Below are 18152 nucleotides of genomic sequence, written 5' to 3' on the forward strand. Positions count from 1 at the left end.
AGATCGTGCGGCCTGCAGGATCATCTGACGGCGTTTCCTCCTGCATTCGGCACTATCTCCTGCACGTCGCGCCGGGTTCCGGATGCAGGGTGCGGGGTGCGGGGTGCGGGGTGCGGGGTGCCGGGTGCCGGGTCCCGGACGCCAGACGAGGGATGCCGTTCACGGCGCGTTCACGCGGACGCGATCGAATCGGGGCATGGGTCGAACGCGCCTCGTGGTCGCCGGAGCGGTCGCCGCGGTCTCCGGGCTGCTGGTCGGTGGGCGGATGCTGCTCACCCGACAGGCGGCGATCGCACGCCGCAGGATCGGGAAGCCGCTCGGTGAGGACTCGCTCGACGCCGACCGGGTGTGGCGTGGCTCTCTCGAGGGCGAGCCGGTCGAGCTGCTGCTGCTCGGCGATTCACTGGCCGCGGGACTCGGGGCTGCGAGGCGCAAGGAGACGCTCGGCGGCCGCCTCGCCAAGGGGCTCGGCCAGCGGATGCATCGCCCCGTGCGGCTGCGTACCGTCGCGGTCGTCGGCTCCGAGTCGCCTGACCTCGACGGCCAGATCGACGCGCTCGCTGCGCAGGCCCGCGTCCACGTCGCTGTGATCGTGGTCGGCGGCAACGACGTGACGCACCGGCTGCCCGTCTCGGTCTCGGCGAGTCATCTGCACACCGCGATCGGTCGGCTGCGGGAACGCGGCGCGCAGGTCGTGGTCGGCACCTGTCCCGATCTCGGAGCGCTGCGGGCGGTGCCGCAACCGCTGCGGCGCCTGGCGTCGAGCCTGTCCCGGCGTCTGGCCGGCGTTCAGGCAGAGACGGCCCGGCAGGCAGGCGCGGAAGCGGTCGATCTGCGCCGGGCCGTGGGACCCCTCTTCTTCGACGAACCGGAGGAGATGTTCAGCATGGACCGGTTCCACCCGAGCCCGCTCGGCTACCGGCGCACCGCCGAGGCGCTGCTCCCGGCGGTGCACCGTGCGGCACAGGCGGCGCTCAGCTCGTCGCGTCAGACGGAGCAGAGCTGAACGAGGCCGCCCACTCGGCGACGCGTCTGGCGCTCTCCTCGGCGGACAGGTCCTCGACGCGGGTCATGATCGACCAGCGCACCCCGAACGGGTCGCGGATACTCGCGTAGCGGTCGCCCGAGACGAAGTGCGATGGTGCTTCACGCACGGTCGCACCGGCCTGGACCGCCCGATCCACTACCGCGTCGACATCCGAGACATACAGCCCCATCGAGTAGCAGTCGTCGTCGCCCGGGGGAGAGGGCACGAGGTGGTACTGCGGATTCGGTTCGCCGAGTTGCAGCATGCCGCTGCCGAAGTCGAGGTCGGCGTGGGCGACGACGCCACCGAACTCGGTCACATCCACGACGCGGGCGCCGAACACGTCGCGGTAGAACTCGATGGCGCGGGCTGCGTCGGGGATCGCGAGGAACGGCGTCAGCGACGTGGCGCTGTGCGGGCGTCCTGCGGTCGTGTGGGTGCCGGTGACTCCGGTGGTGGGGATCTCGTCGGTCATGAGCCCACGGTAGGTCGGTGAGGACGGCGGTGGCTTGAAGATCCGCGACAGGCTTCGCTCGCCTGTATGTGAGGCGATGTCGTCGGGGAACTCTACGCTGAGCGCATGGTGGACTCGTCGGGCGGTGTGCTGTATCCGGCACGCTTGCCGGAGTTCCACCGTCTTCCTGCGACCGGTGCCGCTGCGGATCTCGCGGCGTGGTTCTGGATCCCGGAGTGGGACATCGCGCCTGGCTGCTCCTCCCGGCAGGAGATCGTCGGCTACCCCGCGCTCAATCTGGTGGTCGAGCAGAGCGGCGTCACCGTGTCGGGGCCGACCACGCGGGCTTCGCACCGCGACCTCCGCGGCCGAGGCTGGGCGGTCGGTGCTCTCCTGCGCCCCGCGGCGGTGGCGGCTCTGGTCGACGACCCCGCCGCGCTGGTCGATACGGTGCGCACGCTGGCGGAGCCGTCGCTCCAGGCCGAGGTGGCGGCGGCGATGGCGTCGGGCGCGGGGCATCGGGACCGTGCGGTCGAGACGTTCTCGCGATGGCTCGTCGAGCGCGTCGGTCCTCTCGACGAGTCCGCCCATCAGGCGAATGCGCTCGTCGAGGTTCTCGGGGGAGCGGGGGCCGCGCTCACACCGGTCGAAGCGGCGTCGAGACTGGCCGTGTCGGTGCGCACGCTGCAGCGCATGGCGCATCGCTATGTCGGTGTCTCTCCGGCCGCGATGATCCGACGGCGGCGCCTCCAGGAGGCGGCACAGCTGGTGCGTGAGGATCCGGGGGCCGACCTCGCGGCGATCGCCGCCGAGCTCGGCTACGCCGACCACGCGCACCTCACCCGCGACTTCCAGGCGGTACTGGGCCTGGCGCCGCGCACCTACCGCGCCGGACTGAGCGGGTGAGGTCAGGAGTGGGGGCGCTGCATGCGGATCCGGACGAGACGGTACGCGACTCCGACGGCGAGCACCGCGGCGCCGACGAGTGAGGCGACGACGGGCAGCGTGTTCACCAGCAGCAGGCACCCGAGCGCGCCGACCACCTGCATCATGCGCGGGTACCTGCGGGCCGCGCCCTCCTGCCGGAAGGCTGCCGCGTTCGCGATCAGGTAGTACGTGAGCACGCCGAATGAGGAGAACCCGATGGCTCCCCGCAGATCCGCCACCAGAACGATGGCGACCACGATCAGCGCGATGGTGATCTCCGCGCGACGCGGCACCTGCCAGCGTTCGTCGACCTTCGCGAAGAACGTCGGTACGTCGCGCTCTCGCGCCATCGCGAGGGTCGTGCGTCCGATCCCCGTGAGCAGGGCGAGCAGCGCACCGAGCGAGGCAGCAGCGGCCGACACCCGCACGAGAGGTTCGAGCGGCGCCCATCCCACCGCGGCGACGACGTCGGCCAGCGGAGCAGTGCTTGTGGCGGCGCTTTCGCCGAGCACTGTCACGACGGTGATCCCGACCAGCGCGTAGACGACCACGGCGCCCGTGAGCGCAAGGGTGATCGCCCGCGGGATGGTCCTCGCCGGATCGACGACCTCCTCGCCCATCGTGGCGATGCGGGCGTATCCGGCGAACGCGAAGAACAGCAGTCCCGCGCCCTGCAGCACGCCGTACGCCGTGGCGCTCTGCAGGCTGATCGGCGTCGTGACGGGCGAGCCCGCGAGGCCGAACGCGACGACGACCGCGAGCCCGAGCAGGGAGCCAGTGACGAGGATGCGGGTGAGCAGAGCCGTTCGTGTGACTCCGAAGCAGTTCACCGCGGCGAGCGCCGCGACGGCCGCCACGGCGACGGTGGGCTGCCACTCGGCGGGCGCGGCGTACGCGGCGAACGTCATGGCCATTGCGGCGCAGCTCGCGATCTTGCCGATCACGAAGCTCCACCCCGCGATGAATCCCCACCACGGTCCGATCTCCGCTCTGGCATACGCGTAGGTGCCGCCCGCGACCGGATATGCGGCGGCGAGCTGGGCTGATGCGGTGGCGTTGCAGTAGGCGACCACTGCGGCGATGGCGAGAGCGATCAGCACGCCGCTGCCCGCCACGCCGATCGCCGGCGCCCACACGGAGAAGACCCCGGCGCCGATCATCGACCCGAGTCCGATGGCGACCGCATCACCGGTCTTCAATCGTCGCGCGAGGGGCATCCCGCTATCGTGGCACGCGCCGGTGAACGGGAGATGATCAGCTCCGTGCGGCGGTGACGCGTTTCTTCTCGCGGATGTAGACCTCGCGTCGCACCTTCGCGACGACGTCGCCGTCGCGGTCGGTGATCACGGTCTCGAACCATTCGAGTACCTTGGCTCCGCCGCGTGCGCGCTCGCGGATCTCCGCGGCCTTCTCCTTCGTCACCTCGAACTCCGCCGTGAGTACTCCGCGTCCCGGCTTGAGGAACTCGATCTCTCCTCGCGTGTCCCACACCACATGGTCCCGCCCGAGCTGGTGCATCACGAGCATGAAGAAGTACGGGTCGGTCATGGCCGACATCGACCCGCCGAATGCGGTCTTGACGTAGTTGCGGGTGAACACGTTCACGTGCAGCTCGACGGTCGCGTGCGTCCAGTCCTCGCTGAAACGGCGGACCCGGATGCCGCTGAACAGGTTCGGGATCCACAGGCTCATGCCCATGGCGAGGCGGCGAGGAGTGATGCGCATGGCGCCAGTGTGGCCGAACGTATCGCCGTCACGTAGTCGGATGGAGAATTGCGACAATAATTCTAGTTTCACTAGAATTAAGCCAACTAGTGGAGGACGCATGCTGATCAAGGTCGACATGAGCAGTGGGGCCCCGCTCTACGAGCAGGTCGCTGCATCTGTGCGGGCTGACATCGTGGCAGGACGCGTCGCTCCCGGCGATCGCCTCCCGTCTGCGCGTGATCTCTCCGACGCCTTGGAGATCAACCTGCACACGGTTCTCCGCGCCTATCAGCAGCTCCGCGACGAGAGCCTGATCGACCTGCGTCGCGGTCGGGGTGCGGTGATCTCCGCATCCGCCGCCCCGCTGGCGGAGTTGTCGCAGGACATCTCCGCACTCGTCGCACGTGCCGCAGCCCTCGGGCTTTCCTCCGCCACCCTCGCCGCCCTGATCAAGGAGACCGCAGTATGAACGCCGACATCCGCCGTGCCCGTCGCGCCTTCTGGTGGGTGGGCGTGATCGTCCCTTCTGCCATGATCGCCCTGTCGGCCGTCGTCGTCCTGGCCTGGCTGCCGGAGATCCCGGATCCGTCGGCCATCCACTGGGGGTCCGACGGCGTCAACGGCTACGGCCCGCGCTGGATCCACCTGGTCATCCTCATCGGCATCGGCGGCGGAATGGTCGCCCTGTTCGCATTCATCGCCCTGCTCGCGCACAAGATGCCGCGGGGCGGTGGAGAGCCGGCGCCGGATGGTCCGCAGTGGTCGGCGACCGCGCGATTCCTCGGTGCGGCGAACCTCGCCACCGCCGGCTTGATGTCGCTCACCGCGCTGGTCTCTGTCGGTGTGCAGCGGGGGCTCGCGGATGCCGCGGATGCTCCCGACATCACTGCGTGGGTCTTCCTCGGTTTCGTCGTCATGATCGCGCTGGGGGTCCTGGGATGGTTCCTCCAGCCGCTGTTCGCTCCGTCCGCTGGTCCGTCCGACGCTCCGGCGACGCCCATGCCGCTGGCGGATCATGAGCGCGCGGTGTGGATCAAGAGCGTGACGATCGCGCGCTCCGGCCAGATCGTCCTGGGCGTCGGCGTCTTCATCAGCATCGCCATGGCCGTGTTGTTGCTGGCTCAGGGTATCCCCGCGTGGTGGATCACCGCGGCGGTGGCCCTGTTGCTGGTGGGTGCAGTCGTGACCACGCTGAGCTTCCGGGTCCGTGCGAGCACGACCGGGCTGCAGGTGCGATCCGCTGTGGGCTGGCCGAAGATCGAGATCCCCGCGACGAGCATCTCGAGCGCGCGGGCGATCCAGATCGACCCCTTCGCCGAGTTCGGCGGCTGGGGATACCGCATCAGTGCCGACGGCCGCCGTGGGGTCGTGCTCCGGGGTGGGTCCGCCCTCGAGGTGACCCGCACGGACGGACGTCGATTCGTGGTCACCGTCGACGACGCAGAGACAGCGGCCGCGGTCCTCGCGACCGCGGCCCGGAAGGAAGGCTGACGCATGACCGATTCCCCCGAGAACGCCACTCGCCGTGTCCCCTGGCTGGCCGTGATCGCGTTCGTCGTGCTCGCGTGCGGTCTCGCCTGGCTCGTCGCGCTTCCGCTCTGGCTCGGGAACGGGCTGGCTGAGCCCTTCACCGCCGTGCTGCTTCCGGTCATGATGTGGACTCCGGCGGTCGCCGCACTCATCGTCACTTTCGCGATGCGCGTTCCTGCGCGGGGCGACCGGGTGCGGTTCCTGGGCCTCTGGCCCTTGCGTCCGGCCAAGCGCGTCGTCTGGATGCTCGTGCTCGCGTGGCTCGTGCCCCCACTGCTGGTCGGCGCGAGCATCCTGGTGGCTGCGGCGCTCGGCTTCGTGACGCTCGACCCCACGTTCGTGGGTCTGTCTGCCCAGCTGGCGCAGGCGCTTCCCGAGGGGACTCCGATGCCGCCCATCGAGGTCGTCGTGGTCGCGCAGCTTGCGATCATCCCCGTCGGCGCACTCTTCAACAGCATCTTCGCCTTCGGTGAGGAGCTGGGGTGGCGCGGATGGCTCGTTCCGGCGCTGCGACCCCTCGGCACTTGGCCGACGCTGCTCCTCAGCGGAGCGATCTGGGGCTTCTGGCACAGCCCGGTGATCCTCCTCGGCTACAACTTCGGCCGCACCGACATCACGGGCGTGCTGTTCATGATCGGCGGCTGCGTGGCCTGGGGCATCCTGCTCGGCTGGCTGCGTCTGCGCTCGGCATCCGTCTGGCCTGCGGTCATCGCCCATGGATCTCTGAATGCGGCCGGGGGGCTCGTCCTGCTCTTCGCGGCGTCGCAGCCCGATCTCGCCCTCGCCGGACCGCTCGGCGTCGCCGCATGGATCGTGATCGCGGTCGTCGTCGTGGTGCTGGTGCTGACCGGTCAGTTCCGCCAGCAGCCCGAACTCGCGGGGACCCGCGGCCGTCTGCTGTCGCCGCCGCGCTCCTGACCGCGCCGTGGGAGGGGCCTTGACGCCCCTCCCACGGCGGGGTTTGCTGGGCAGATGGAACCCACCGCTGAAGCCTGGTCCCTCACCGACGCCTATCTGACCGAAGTCCTGGTCGGTCATGATCCCGCCCTCGAGGCCGCGCTCGCCGCGCAGCGCAACGCGGGGATGCCCGCCATCGAAGTCGCGCCGGTCGCCGGAAAACTGCTGCAGCTGCTCGCGCGCATCAGCGGTGCGCGCCGTGTGCTCGAGATCGGCACCCTCGGCGGATACTCGACGATCTGGCTCGCCCGCGCAGTGGGGCCGGGAGGGAAGGTCGTGACGGTCGAGGCGGAGGCCGCCAACGCCGCTGTCGCGCGGGCGAGCATCGATGCGGCCGGCGTCGGTGATCGCGTCGACATCCGCATCGGACGAGGAGCCGACGTCCTGCCCACACTGGTCGGCGGATTCGACCTGGTCTTCATCGACGCCGACAAGGAATCCAACACGATCTACCTCGACTGGGCGGCGAAGCTCGGACACCCCGGGACCGTGGTCGTGCTCGACAACATCGGCAGGGAAGGAGAGATCGTGCGCGACGACTCCGACGATTCGAAGGTGATCGGCACGAGGGACGGCCTGCGGATGCTGGGGGAGGACCCGCGCTTCGACGCCACCGCCCTGCAGACCGTCGGTGCGAAGGGATGGGACGGCGTCGCGCTCGCCGTCGTCCTCTGAGTACCCGATCGCTGCGGTGCAGGCCCCTCGCTTCCCCGGATAGGTCCGTCGCCTCCCCGGATGGGTCCGTCGCCTCCCCGGACGGGTCCGTCGCCTCCCCGGGATGGGTCCCTGAGCCTGTCGAAGGGTCGGGCTAGACTGGGCGCGGATCGACGACGCTCCACACAACGTTTTCCCTGAGCAAGGAGCACATCAGTGGCATTGATCGAGGCTGTAGGCGCACGCGAGATTCTGGACTCGCGCGGCAACCCGACCGTTGAGGTGGAGGTGCTCCTCGACGATGGCATCGTCCAGCGGGCGGCCGTCCCGTCCGGCGCGTCCACGGGCGCGTTCGAGGCGTACGAGCTGCGCGACGGCGACAAGAGCCGTTACGGCGGCAAGGGCGTGCTCAAGGCCGTCGAGGCCGTCATCGACGAGCTCGGCCCGGCACTCGAGGGCGTCGAGGCGAGCGAGCAGCGCATCGTCGACGAGATCCTCAACGAGGTCGATGGCACGGAGAACAAGAAGCGCGTCGGCGCCAACGCGATCCTCGGCGTCAGCCTCGCGGTTGCCAAGGCCGCTGCGGACTCCGCCGACCTGCCGCTGTTCCGCTACCTCGGTGGCCCGAACGCCCACGTGCTGCCCGTTCCGCTGTTCAACGTCATCAACGGTGGCGAGCACGCCGACAACGGCATCGACATGCAGGAGTTCTTCCTCGCCCCGATCGGCGCGGAGACCTACTCCGAGGCCCTGCGCTGGGGCGTCGAGACGTACCACGTGCTGCGTGCGGAGCTCAAGGCGGCCGGCTACGCGACCGGCCTCGGCGACGAGGGTGGATTCGCCCCCGACCTGCCCAGCAACCGCGAGGGTCTCGACTTCCTCGTCAAGGCGATCGAGAAGGCGGGCTTCACGCCCGGTACCGACATCGCACTGGGTCTCGACGTCGCCGCCACCGAGTTCTTCAAGGACGGCGTCTACCGCCTCGACAACAAGGACTGGGACGCCGCGGCGCTCACCGAGTACTACGTCGGCCTGGTCAACGACTTCCCGATCGTCACGATCGAGGATGCACTGGCCGAGGACGACTGGGACAGCTGGAAGCTGCTCACCGATGCCCTGGGCTCCAAGGTGCAGCTGGTCGGTGACGACCTGTTCGTCACCAACCCGCAGCGTCTCGCCGACGGAATCAAGCGCGGCGTGGCCAACTCGCTGCTGGTGAAGGTCAACCAGATCGGCACCCTGACCGAGACGTTCGACGCGGTCAGCCTTGCGCAGCGTTCGGGCTACACGGCGATGCTCTCGCACCGTTCGGGTGAGACCGAGGACACCACGATCGCCGATCTGGCCGTCGCCACGAACGCGGGTCAGATCAAGGCGGGTGCGCCGGCACGCAGCGAGCGCGTCGCGAAGTACAACCAGCTTCTGCGTATCGAGGAAGAGCTCGGCGACGCCGCGGTCTTCGCCGGTCGCTCGGCGTTCCCGCGCTCCCAGGCCTGAGCGCAGCTGAGACAGAAGTAGCCGCGCAGCGGCTTGACCGAGTCGCCCCACGGGCGACGTGACCAAGCCGCCAGCGCAGCGGCAGAACGAAGGAGGGGCCGTGGCACGACGACCGGCTCCTCCTTCGTCGTCTCCGGCGAAAGCGTCTCCGGTGAAGACTCCCGCGGCGAAACCTGCCTCCTCGTCATCGCCACGGAGGTCCCGGCCGGCCGGCAAGGGGGCAGAGAGTCCCCGCGTCGATGTACGCGAATGGGCGTCCGGCATCCGCCTCTCGGCGTTCTCGGTCATCATGCTCTCGTTGGTCGTTCTGGGCGCGTGGGTGCTCGTGCCGACGCTGGGCACGTTCATCGACCAGCGTCAGAAGATAGCTGCCCTCGAGGCGTCCGTGCAGGTGAGCGAAAGTCAGATCGCTGCTCTCGAGCAGGAGCGCGAACGGTGGCAGGATCCGGCCTACATCACCACTCAGGCGCGTGAGCGGCTGTACTACGTCAAGCCTGGCGAGGTCGTCTACCTCATCGACAACGACCTCGACCCCGCAGCTCTCCCGCGGGAGCAGGATCCGGTGAGTGACACGCTCGAGGAGAAGCCCGCCGACTGGATGCCCCAGTTGCTGCGCACCCTCACCTCTGCGGGGCTCAGCGAGACCGCCGCGGTCGCGCCCTGACCGCGCGCTCGGAGCATCCTCTCGGCAGCCTCCCCTACGCTGGAGGGGTGACCACGCCGCCTTTCCCTGCCCCGACCTCCGCCGAGCTCGCCGTCGTCTCCGCTCAGCTCGGACGCACGGCCCGTGGCGTCGTCGGGATCGCCGCGCGATGCGTGTGCGGTAATCCGACCGTGGTCGCGACCACCCCGCGGCTGCCTGACGGCACGCCGTTCCCCACGTTCTACTATCTGACGCACCCGGCGGCCACTGCGGCGATGTCGACGCTCGAGGCGACGCAGATCATGCCAGAGCTCGCCGCGCTCCTCGCTGAGGATGAGTCGGTCGCGGCCGCATACCTCGCCGCGCACCAGGCGTATCTCGCCGACCGCGCGCAGTTCGGCGACGTCTCCGAGATCGACGGCATCTCCGCGGGCGGCATGCCGACCCGCGTGAAGTGCCTGCACGCACTCGCCGGCCACGCCCTTGCGGCAGGTCCCGGAGTGAACCCGATCGGCGATGAGGCGCTTGCGCGCGCATCCTGGTCGCCCGAACGCTGCGGGTGCGACGACCCCGGTGCGGCCACGCGCGACGAGCCGGACGCATGATCCGGCGGCGGATGCTGCGCAGCGTCGTCGCCATCGCGGCGGTGACGGCATCCGTCCTGCTGCTCGGGGCGACGGCGACACCGGGACCCGTCGCGGATGATCCGACCGACCCCGTGCGCGCGTCGGAGTACTGGCTCGACGGCGCTCGCATCCGAGAGGCCTGGCAGACCACGCGCGGCGAGGGTGTCACGATTGCCGTCATCGACACCGGCATCGGAATCGTCCCCTCGACATTCGGCGACGCTGTGGTCGGCGGAACCGATGTCTCGGGAGCCGGAACGCCGGATGGCCGTACCCCGCTCGGAGCGATCGACGGCAACCATGGCTCCTGGGTGGCGTCCCTCGCTGCCGGACGCGGTGCAGCGGACGGCACCGGCATGATCGGTGTGGCACCGGAGGCGAACCTGCTCTCCATCTCGGTCGGTTTCGGCTCGGCTGCTGCCGTCCCCTTCACCGAGCAGGTCGCCAAGGGTATGCGCTGGGCCGTGGACAACGGCGCCGACGTCATCAACCTCTCCTTCACCACGAACACGCTCGACTGGGATGAGAGCTGGGACGACGCGTTCCTCTACGCCTTCGAGCATGACGTCGTGGTGGTCGTCGCGGCGGGGAACCGGGGGAGCGGTACGAGCATCATCGGCGCCCCGGCCACGATCCCCGGTGTGCTCACGGTCGCCGGCGTCGACCAGACGGGGACGGCGAGCATCGAAGCGTCGACCCAGGGCATCGCGATCGGGATCTCCGCGCCCAGCGAAGGGTTGCTGGGGGTGTCCGCCGACGGCAAGCTGGCCTCGTGGAGCGGCACCAGTGGTGCGGCTCCGATCGTCGCGGGTATTGCGGCGCTCATCCGCTCCGCGCACCCCGACATCAAGGCCATCGACGTCATCAATCGCATCATCAAGACGGCGATCCCGGTGGACGGTGCCGAGAAGCCCAGCGATCCGCTCTACGGCTACGGGCTGGTGGACGCGGCAGCCGCGATCGACGCGAACCTTCCCGCCGTCGACAAGAACCCGATGGGCGACCTCGCCGAATGGGTGCGGCTCTTCCGTCGCGCCGAGGCCGAGCCGCTGCCGGAACAGACCATCGCGCCGGTGCAGATACCGCCTCTGCCGGATGCCGATGCGCCGACCGAAGCCGGTTCACCGCTGCTTCCCAGTGCTGATTCACTGCGCTACGGTACCCTGCCGCTCGTCGCGCTCACAGTCCCTGGTATCCTGATAGCGCTTGGCGTCACCGCTGCTGCCCGGCGCATCCGATCGGCGCGCTCTCTTCGCACGCCAAAACCCTGACTCCAAGGAGTTGTCCCCCTGTGCCCAAGATTCTGATTGTCGGTGGCGGCTACGCCGGTTTCTACACCGCATGGAAGCTCGAGAAGCACCTCCGCAAGGGTGAGGCCGAGGTCACCATGGTCGACCCGCTGCCGTACATGACGTACCAGCCCTTCCTGCCTGAGGTCGCCGCCGGTTCGATCGAAGCCCGCCACTCCGTGGTCGCGCACCGTCGTCACCTGAAGCGCACCAACGTGCTCACGGCGAAGGTGACGAACATCAATCACGCCGAGAAGACGGCGACGATCACGCCGCCGGTGGGGGACCCGTACGAGTTCTCGTACGACCAGATCGTCGTGACCGCCGGTGCGGTCTCGCGCACGTTCCCGATCCCGGGCATCGCCGACAACGCGATCGGCCTGAAGACGATCGAAGAGGCCGTCGCGATCCGCGACCGCGTCATGTCGAACTTCGACAAGGCGGCGTCGCTGCCGGCCGGTCCGGAGCGCGACCGTCTGCTCACCGTCGTCGTCGTCGGCGGTGGCTTCGCCGGCATCGAGGTGTTCGCCGAGCTCCGCTCGCTGGCCTCCGCGCTGGTGGGTAAGTACCCGCAGCTGCGCTTCGAGGACACGCACTTCCACCTGATCGAGGCCATGGGGCGCATCATGCCCGAGGTCTCGCTGCAGACGAGCGAGTGGGTCCTCAAGGACCTCGCCAAGCGGGGCGCCAATGTGCACCTCGACACGCAGCTGACCAGCGCGGTCGACGGCAACGTCGAGCTCTCGACGGGCGAGGTCATCCCGACCGACGTCATCGTCTGGACTGCGGGTGTCATGGCCAACCCGACCGTCGTGCGCGGCGGAGATCTGCCGGTCGAAGAGCGTGGTCGCATCCAGACCCGCGCCGACCTGCGCGTCGGAACGCCTGAGGCCTTCGTCGAGGGCGCCTGGGCCGCCGGTGACGTCTCGGCCGTCCCTGACCTGTCGGGTGGTGGCGTCGGCGGCTTCTGCGTGCCGAACGCCCAGCACGCCGTGCGTCAGGCGAAGCTGCTCGCGAAGAACATCGTCGCTGTGCTCCGTGGAGAGAACCCCAAGGAGTACTTCCACAAGAACATGGGCGCTGTCGCCGGTCTCGGCCTGTACAACGGCGTCTTCCAGTCCGGCAAGATCGCGCTCAAGGGCTTCGTCGCCTGGGTCGCGCACCGTGGTTACCACGGTCTCGCGATGCCGACGTGGGAGCGCAAGTTCCGCGTGATCTGGGGCTGGTGGAACAACCTGTGGCTCGGCCGCGATCTCGTGAACCTCGAGACCGTGCAGAACCCGCGTTACGTCTTCGAGGAGTTCGCCGCCCGTCCGCGTCCGGCCGCTGACGCAGCGCCCGCCGCCGCACCGGCTGCCGCGAAGGCTCCGGCCGCCGCGAAGAAGGCTCCCGCGAAGGCCTCCGCTGCCGACAAGGCTGCCGCCGACACGGCCGAGGTCGCTGAGAAGGCGCCGGCCAAGAAGGCTCCGGCGAAGAAGGCTCCGGCCAAGAAGCCCGTCGCGGAGAAGGCTGCCGCCAAGTAATCTCCTGCGCTTCACATCGAAAGGCCCTTCCCGCTCGGGGAGGGCCTTTCGTGTTCCCTGGCGTGCTCGGAGGAGATGCATAACTCTGACCGATAGTCTCGGCCGAGCAAGGGGAGTACTCCCGTCTGCGGCGCAGTCGTCACTACGGACATGTCATCGTGTCCCGGCCCGCCGGCCCGAGAGGGTGGAGGAGACCTTGGCGTCCGCCTCGCGGACCGCCGTGGTCACCCCTGCCGTCGTGCCGACGTGGAGGCTCCCCGCTGGTCCGCTTCGCTCCACGAAGGGATCACCCATGGGAAAGCTCTCCCGCCTCCTCGGCCTGGCCACAGAGGCCCTCGACAAGACCACCGGTTCGACGCGTGCTCAGGGCGGTGGGGCATCGCGCTCGACCGATTGGGGCGACCTGGGACGTCGGGCGGCCGACGTCGTGCGGGGTTCCTCCGAGACGCCTCCCGGTCGGGACGCGACTCAGGGAGTGCGTCCGATGGCGGCCGACCCGTACGCGCCCCCGCCCGCCGCCGGTGCGCCTGCGACCGTGAGCCGGGTGAGCGCGGGTGCATCGGTGTCAGAGGCGGACCGCGCGGCGATCGCGCGCTACGACTACCTTCTCCGCACGGCCGATCCTGCACAGGTCGAGCGGATCCATCGTGATGCCTTCGCGCGGTTGACTCCGCAGCAGCGCGAGCACATCGCGGCCAGGATGCGTGAGGAACTCGCACCGGGCGAGCGTCCGCCCTCCTCGTCGTCGGAGGATCTGGCGCGTGCCGCCGGGCGTTCGGAAGCCATGAACCCCGGGCGCATGCGCGGGCTCCTCTCACGTGTCCGTGGTGGGGGCGCCGGCGGTGCGATGCTCGCGGGAGGCGCCGCCGTCGGAGTGCTCGGCGCGGTCGCCGGTGGGGCTGCGCTCAGCGCCGTCGCCGCTCCGCTCCTGGAGCAGGCGGCGGGCTTCGGAGTCGACTTCGAATCGCTCGCCGCCGGAGTGGATGTCGAGGCGCTGGCCGGCGGAATCGATGTCGAGTCCCTCGCAGGCGGAGCGGAGGGACTGGCCGGATCCGTCGGGGATACCGTGACAAGTCTCGGCGAGACCGCCTCCGGCTGGGGCGAGCAGCTGGGGAACCTCGGGATTCCCGGGATCGGCGACCTGTTCGGCAGGTGAATGCTGAGCCGGTGACTCAGCCGAGTCTTTTACCATGTCCCCACAGCCCCTGACAGAGACGAGCCCTCATGAGCCCCGCCGCTGCCATCGCGACAGCCACCGAACACGGTTTCACCGGTCTGACCGGTTTCGCCGCCGATGTCCTCACCGCCCTCGGAGACATCGGCGTCGGCGTGCTGGTGTTCATCGAGGTGCTGATCCCGCCCATCCCGAGCGAGGTGATCCTGCCGTTCGCGGGGTACCTGAGCCAGAGCGGCGAGCTGCACCTCGGCTGGCTCATCTTCTGGAGCACCCTCGCCTCGTGGATCGGCGCGCTGCTGCTCTACGGCCTGGGACGCGCCATCGGGATGGAACGGGCGGTGCGGTTTCTCGCGGCCACACGACTGGTGAGCAGGTCTGATCTCGACCGCGGTGCGCACTGGTTCGCGCGCAGCGGCGGCTGGACGGTGCTGGTCGGTCGCATGGTCCCCGGCGTCCGGAGCCTGATCTCGATACCGGCCGGCGCATCGCGCATGGGGCTGGTGCGCTTCAGCATCTACACCATCGTCGGCAGCGGCCTCTGGAACGCGATGCTCATCGGTGTCGGAGCCGCCCTCGGCACCCAGCACGAGAAGCTCGAGAGCTACCTCGGCTATCTCGACTACGTCGTGTACACGGCGATCGCCGTGGCGCTCGTCGTGCTGGTCATCCGCCGCATCCGCGAAGCGACCACACCACGTTCGCTTGCGGCCCGTGCCGACGCGGCCGCGATCGACGCCGCGGGAGAGTGAAGTACCCCCGGTCGGACTCGAACCGACACTGAAGCGATTTTAAGTCGCCTGCCTCTGCCATTGGGCTACGGGGGCGTCGTCCTCGCCAGCCTATCGGGGCAGCGTCCGCTGCGACGGGGTGTCGTGAGACGTGATCCCGGGTACGGTCAGGCCGTAGGGTGGGGGAGTGCTCGATCTCACCGATGAACTGAGCCCCGTCGAGGGCACCCTCGCTGTCGCCCCGGAGTGGGAGGATCCCGCCCGCTATTGGCCGCGACTCTCCGCCGCGACCGGCCATCTTCCCGCCCCGGTGGCGGTGATCGATCGGGAGGCGCTGCGCTATAACGCGATGGATCTGCTCGTCCGATCGGGTGGCCTTCCCATCCGTGTCGCATCCAAGTCGGTGCGCGTGCGCGCCGTGCTGGATGCGGTGCTGCGGCTGCCGGGATACCGCGGCATCCTCGCCTTCACCCTCGCTGAGGCACTCTGGCTCTCCGAGGACCATGACGACATCATGCTGGGCTACCCCACGGTCGACCGTGCCGGCCTCGAACAGCTCTTCGCTGATGAGCGTGCCGCACAGCGGATCACCCTCATGATCGACGACCCCGTGCATCTCGACTTCATCGACAGCGTGGCAGGACCGGGGGAGCGCCCGGAGATCCGCGTCGCGATCGATGTGGACGCCTCCTGGCGGTCGGCCGTCCTCGGCCATATCGGCGTGCGCCGCTCCGCACTGTTCAGCGCGGGCGAGGTCGTCGCCTTCGCGCGCAAGGTCGTGGCACGACCCGGGTTCCGTCTCGTCGGCCTCCAGATGTACGACGCGCAGATCGCCGGCCAGGGCGATGATGCCGGCCCGGATGCGCCCCTGATCCGTCTCGTGCAGGCGCGGTCGCGTGCGGAGCTGCGAGAGCGGCGCGCGGCCATCGTCGATGCGGTGAGCGGTGTCGCGGCGCTGGAGATCATCAACGGCGGCGGCACGGGTTCGCTCGAGTTCACCGGCAGCGACGAGTCGTTGACCGAAGCCAGCGCCGGGAGCGGTCTACTCGGTGGCCATCTGTTCGACGGCTACCGCTCATTCCAGCCGGCACCCGCGTCGGCCTTCGCGTTCGATGTCGTCAGACGCCCGGCCGCAGACATCGCAACCGTGCTCGGCGGCGGCTGGATCGCCTCGGGTCCTCCCGTCGCGTCGCGCCAGCCGCTCCCGGCGTGGCCGCAGGGATTGCACACCCTTCCGCGAGAGGCGGCGGGCGAGGTGCAGACTCCGCTCCAGGGCAAGGCCGCGTCGAGCCTGGGGGTGGGCGATCGCGTCTGGTTCCGGCACTCCAAGAGCGGTGAGCCGGCCGAGCGCGTCGAGCAGTATCACCTGGTGTCCGGGGACGAGGTCATCGACGAACTGCCCACATACCGCGGCGAGGGAAAGGCGTTCCTGTGACGAGGATCGGCGGCACGTGGCAGAACTGGGGACGGTCGGCGTCGGTCCGGCCGGTGAGGGTGGAACGCCCGAGAAGCCCGGAGGGGGTCCAGCGGGCCGTTCAGGCCGCGGCGTCTCAGGGCCTCGCCATCAAGGCGGTCGGTGCCGGACACAGCTTCACAGGGATCGCGGTCGCGCCCGGAGTCCTGCTCGAGCTCGACGACCTGCAGGGCCTGGTCGCGGCGGATGCCGTCACCGGTCGGGTCACTCTCCTCGCCGGCACGAGGCTGCACCGCATCCCCGCGCTGCTGGCGCGCTACGGCCTGGCGATGCAGAACCTCGGCGACATCGACCGGCAGTCGATCTCGGGCGCCATCTCCACGGGAACGCATGGGACCGGCACCGGATTCGGGGGCCTCGCGACACAGGTCGTCGGTATCACCCTGGTCACCGCGGCGGGTGAGTTCCTGCGCATCGATGAGGAGCAGAACAGCGAGCTGCTGCCGGCCGTCGCTCTCGGCCTCGGCGCGTTGGGCATCATCGTGGAGGTGACGCTGCAGTGCGTGCCCGCATTCGTCATGCACGCGATCGACGAGCCCGCACCTCTGGAAGACGTGCTGGCGACGCTCGGCGAGCGGGCAGCGGCATCCGATCATTTCGAGTTCTACTGGTTCCCCCACACCGAGGTCGCCCTCACCAAGCGTCAGACACGGATGCCGGAGTCCACGGTGCGCCGGCCGCTCCCCGTCATCGGCAGGTGGATCGACGAGACGCTGCTCTCCAACGGCGTGTACCGGGTGGTCTGCGCAGCCGGACAGGTGGTTCCTGCAGTGACGCCGCCGTTCAGCCGTCTGGCGGTGAAGCTCACGGGGAACCGCGAGTACACCGATCTATCGAACCGCGTGCTGACCCAGAGCCGAACGGTGCGCTTCCGGGAGATGGAGTACGCGCTGCCTGCCGAGAACGTCGTGTCGGCCTTCCGGGCCGTGCAGGCGCTGATCACGCAGCGCGGCTGGCGGATCGAGTTCCCGATCGAGGTACGTTTCGCCGCAGAGGACGACAGGTGGCTGTCGACCGCGCACGGACGAGCGACGGGCTACATCGCCGTTCACCGCTACTGGCGTGCCGACCCCACGGCGTACTTCGAAGCCGTGGAGGAGATCATGCTGGCGCACGGTGGTCGTCCGCACTGGGGCAAGCTCCACACGCTCGACGCGGAGAGGCTCCGAGAGCGGTACCCGCGCTTCGATGACTTCCTGGCATTGCGGGACCGATTGGACCCGGAGCGTCGTTTCGGCAACCGTTATCTCGAGCGCGTGCTCGGAGCCTGAGGCGGATTCACAGCCGCGGCGGGCGCCGTGCCCAGTACACGTGCAGACAGCGCCGATAGGATGAGACAAAACGAGGAAGGGTGGGCCTCTGATGGAATGGCTTGTGCCAGTACTGATCGTCGTAGGCGTGATTCTGCTGGTCGGGATCTATCTGTGGGCGACGTACAACTCGCTGGTGCAGCTGAACGTCAGAGTCGACGAAGCGTGGAGCGGCATCACGGTGCAGCTCAAGCGACGAGCCGATCTCATCCCCAACCTCATCGAGACCGTCAAGGGCTATGCCTCGCACGAAAAGGCGGTCTTCGAGAACGTCACTCGTGCGCGCGCCGAGACGCTGAACGCCGGCAGTCCCGGTGCGGCCGGTATCGCTGAAGGACATCTACAGCAGGCCCTGCGCAGTCTGTTCGCGGTCGCTGAGGCGTACCCGCAGCTGCAGGCCAGCCAGAACTTCCTCCAGGTGCAGCAGGCCCTGGTCGACACCGAGGACAAGATCCAGGCGGCGCGTCGTTTCTACAACGGCGGCGTGCGGGAGCTGAACACCAAGATCAAGGTGTTCCCGAACAACCTCTTCGCCAAGGGGCTCGGTTTCACGGAGCGCGAGTTCTTCGAGGTCGCCGACAGCGGTGCCATCTCGGAGCCTCCGCGCGTTCAGTTCTGACGTCGGCCTT

At 69.2% G+C, this 18152-nt stretch carries 19 protein-coding genes and 1 tRNA gene; 16 read left to right on the forward strand and 4 right to left on the reverse strand.

Annotated elements, in window-relative coordinates; translation table 11 throughout:
- The first annotated feature begins 196 nt into the window (after positions 1-196).
- Complete coding sequence (locus MRBLWO12_RS02645; RefSeq protein WP_363552420.1) at positions 197-1006, forward strand: SGNH/GDSL hydrolase family protein; 810 nt, start codon at positions 197-199, stop codon at positions 1004-1006.
- Here MRBLWO12_RS02645 and MRBLWO12_RS02650 read toward each other — a convergent pair.
- Positions 975-1502: a VOC family protein gene (locus MRBLWO12_RS02650; RefSeq protein WP_363552422.1), complete on the reverse strand. Its 528-nt coding sequence runs from the start codon at positions 1500-1502 to the stop codon at positions 975-977. The genes MRBLWO12_RS02645 and MRBLWO12_RS02650 overlap by 32 nt on opposite strands.
- 105 nt (positions 1503-1607) lie before the next feature.
- Here MRBLWO12_RS02650 and MRBLWO12_RS02655 point away from each other — a divergent pair, with 105 nt between their 5' ends.
- Complete coding sequence (locus tag MRBLWO12_RS02655; RefSeq protein ID WP_363552424.1) at positions 1608-2387, forward strand: AraC family transcriptional regulator; 780 nt, start codon at positions 1608-1610, stop codon at positions 2385-2387.
- Between the two features lie 2 nt (positions 2388-2389).
- Here the strand turns inward: MRBLWO12_RS02655 and MRBLWO12_RS02660 are convergent, their stop codons facing one another.
- Positions 2390-3625 carry an APC family permease gene (locus MRBLWO12_RS02660; protein WP_363552426.1) on the reverse strand — a complete coding sequence of 412 codons (1236 nt, stop codon included), beginning with the start codon at positions 3623-3625 and terminating at the stop codon, positions 2390-2392.
- Between the two features lie 37 nt (positions 3626-3662).
- Positions 3663-4133, reverse strand: coding sequence for a PaaI family thioesterase (locus MRBLWO12_RS02665; RefSeq protein ID WP_363552428.1), 471 nt, complete (start codon positions 4131-4133; stop codon positions 3663-3665).
- A 100-nt stretch (positions 4134-4233) separates the two neighbouring features.
- On the opposite strand from MRBLWO12_RS02665, the gene MRBLWO12_RS02670 reads away from it, so the two are divergent.
- The 11 genes from MRBLWO12_RS02670 to MRBLWO12_RS02720 all read left to right on the forward strand — a co-directional run bounded on the left by MRBLWO12_RS02670 (position 4234) and on the right by MRBLWO12_RS02720 (position 14760).
- Complete coding sequence (locus MRBLWO12_RS02670) at positions 4234-4584, forward strand: GntR family transcriptional regulator (RefSeq protein ID WP_363552430.1); 351 nt, start codon at positions 4234-4236, stop codon at positions 4582-4584.
- Complete coding sequence (locus MRBLWO12_RS02675) at positions 4581-5606, forward strand: DUF1648 domain-containing protein (RefSeq protein ID WP_363552432.1); 1026 nt, start codon at positions 4581-4583, stop codon at positions 5604-5606. Before MRBLWO12_RS02670 ends, MRBLWO12_RS02675 begins: the two co-directional genes overlap by 4 nt.
- Positions 5607-5609: 3 nt before the next feature.
- Complete coding sequence (locus MRBLWO12_RS02680) at positions 5610-6563, forward strand: CPBP family intramembrane glutamic endopeptidase (RefSeq protein WP_363552434.1); 954 nt, start codon at positions 5610-5612, stop codon at positions 6561-6563.
- A 54-nt stretch (positions 6564-6617) separates the two neighbouring features.
- Positions 6618-7277, forward strand: a complete 660-nt coding sequence (locus tag MRBLWO12_RS02685) for an O-methyltransferase (protein ID WP_363552436.1) — start codon at positions 6618-6620, stop codon at positions 7275-7277.
- Between the two features lie 195 nt (positions 7278-7472).
- The gene (gene eno / locus MRBLWO12_RS02690) at positions 7473-8753 is read left to right on the forward strand and encodes a phosphopyruvate hydratase (protein WP_363552438.1); all 1281 of its coding nucleotides are present in this window, start codon (positions 7473-7475) and stop codon (positions 8751-8753) included.
- A gap of 151 nt (positions 8754-8904) precedes the next feature.
- A complete protein-coding gene (locus MRBLWO12_RS02695) occupies positions 8905-9417 on the forward strand; it encodes an FtsB family cell division protein (RefSeq protein ID WP_363552440.1) in 513 nt (170 codons plus the stop codon).
- A gap of 47 nt (positions 9418-9464) precedes the next feature.
- Positions 9465-10001, forward strand: a complete 537-nt coding sequence (locus tag MRBLWO12_RS02700) for a DUF501 domain-containing protein (RefSeq protein ID WP_363552442.1) — start codon at positions 9465-9467, stop codon at positions 9999-10001.
- Entirely contained in the window at positions 9998-11293 is a 1296-nt protein-coding gene (locus MRBLWO12_RS02705) for a S8 family peptidase (protein WP_363552444.1), read from the forward strand. Before MRBLWO12_RS02700 ends, MRBLWO12_RS02705 begins: the two co-directional genes overlap by 4 nt.
- A 20-nt stretch (positions 11294-11313) precedes the next feature.
- Entirely contained in the window at positions 11314-12834 is a 1521-nt protein-coding gene (locus MRBLWO12_RS02710; protein ID WP_363552446.1) for an NAD(P)/FAD-dependent oxidoreductase, read from the forward strand.
- Between the two features lie 292 nt (positions 12835-13126).
- On the forward strand, positions 13127-13990 hold the full coding sequence (locus MRBLWO12_RS02715; RefSeq protein ID WP_363552448.1) for a cation-transporting ATPase: 864 nt from the start codon (positions 13127-13129) through the stop codon (positions 13988-13990).
- A gap of 68 nt (positions 13991-14058) precedes the next feature.
- The gene (locus MRBLWO12_RS02720) at positions 14059-14760 is read left to right on the forward strand and encodes a DedA family protein (protein ID WP_363552450.1); all 702 of its coding nucleotides are present in this window, start codon (positions 14059-14061) and stop codon (positions 14758-14760) included.
- A gap of 2 nt (positions 14761-14762) precedes the next feature.
- Here MRBLWO12_RS02720 and MRBLWO12_RS02725 read toward each other — a convergent pair.
- Positions 14763-14835 (reverse strand) — tRNA-Leu (locus MRBLWO12_RS02725).
- Positions 14836-14926: 91 nt separating this feature from the next.
- Between MRBLWO12_RS02725 and MRBLWO12_RS02730 the strand changes: the two genes are divergently transcribed.
- The 3 genes from MRBLWO12_RS02730 to MRBLWO12_RS02740 all read left to right on the forward strand — a co-directional run bounded on the left by MRBLWO12_RS02730 (position 14927) and on the right by MRBLWO12_RS02740 (position 18142).
- The gene (locus MRBLWO12_RS02730; RefSeq protein ID WP_363552452.1) at positions 14927-16174 is read left to right on the forward strand and encodes an amino acid deaminase/aldolase; all 1248 of its coding nucleotides are present in this window, start codon (positions 14927-14929) and stop codon (positions 16172-16174) included.
- Entirely contained in the window at positions 16171-17484 is a 1314-nt protein-coding gene (locus MRBLWO12_RS02735) for a D-arabinono-1,4-lactone oxidase (protein WP_363552454.1), read from the forward strand. Before MRBLWO12_RS02730 ends, MRBLWO12_RS02735 begins: the two co-directional genes overlap by 4 nt.
- A gap of 91 nt (positions 17485-17575) precedes the next feature.
- Positions 17576-18142, forward strand: coding sequence for a LemA family protein (locus MRBLWO12_RS02740; protein ID WP_141872626.1), 567 nt, complete (start codon positions 17576-17578; stop codon positions 18140-18142).
- The last annotated feature ends 10 nt before the right edge of the window (positions 18143-18152 follow it).

The sequence above is a fragment of the Microbacterium sp. LWO12-1.2 genome (genome assembly GCF_040675875.1).
Taxonomy (GTDB): domain Bacteria; phylum Actinomycetota; class Actinomycetes; order Actinomycetales; family Microbacteriaceae; genus Microbacterium.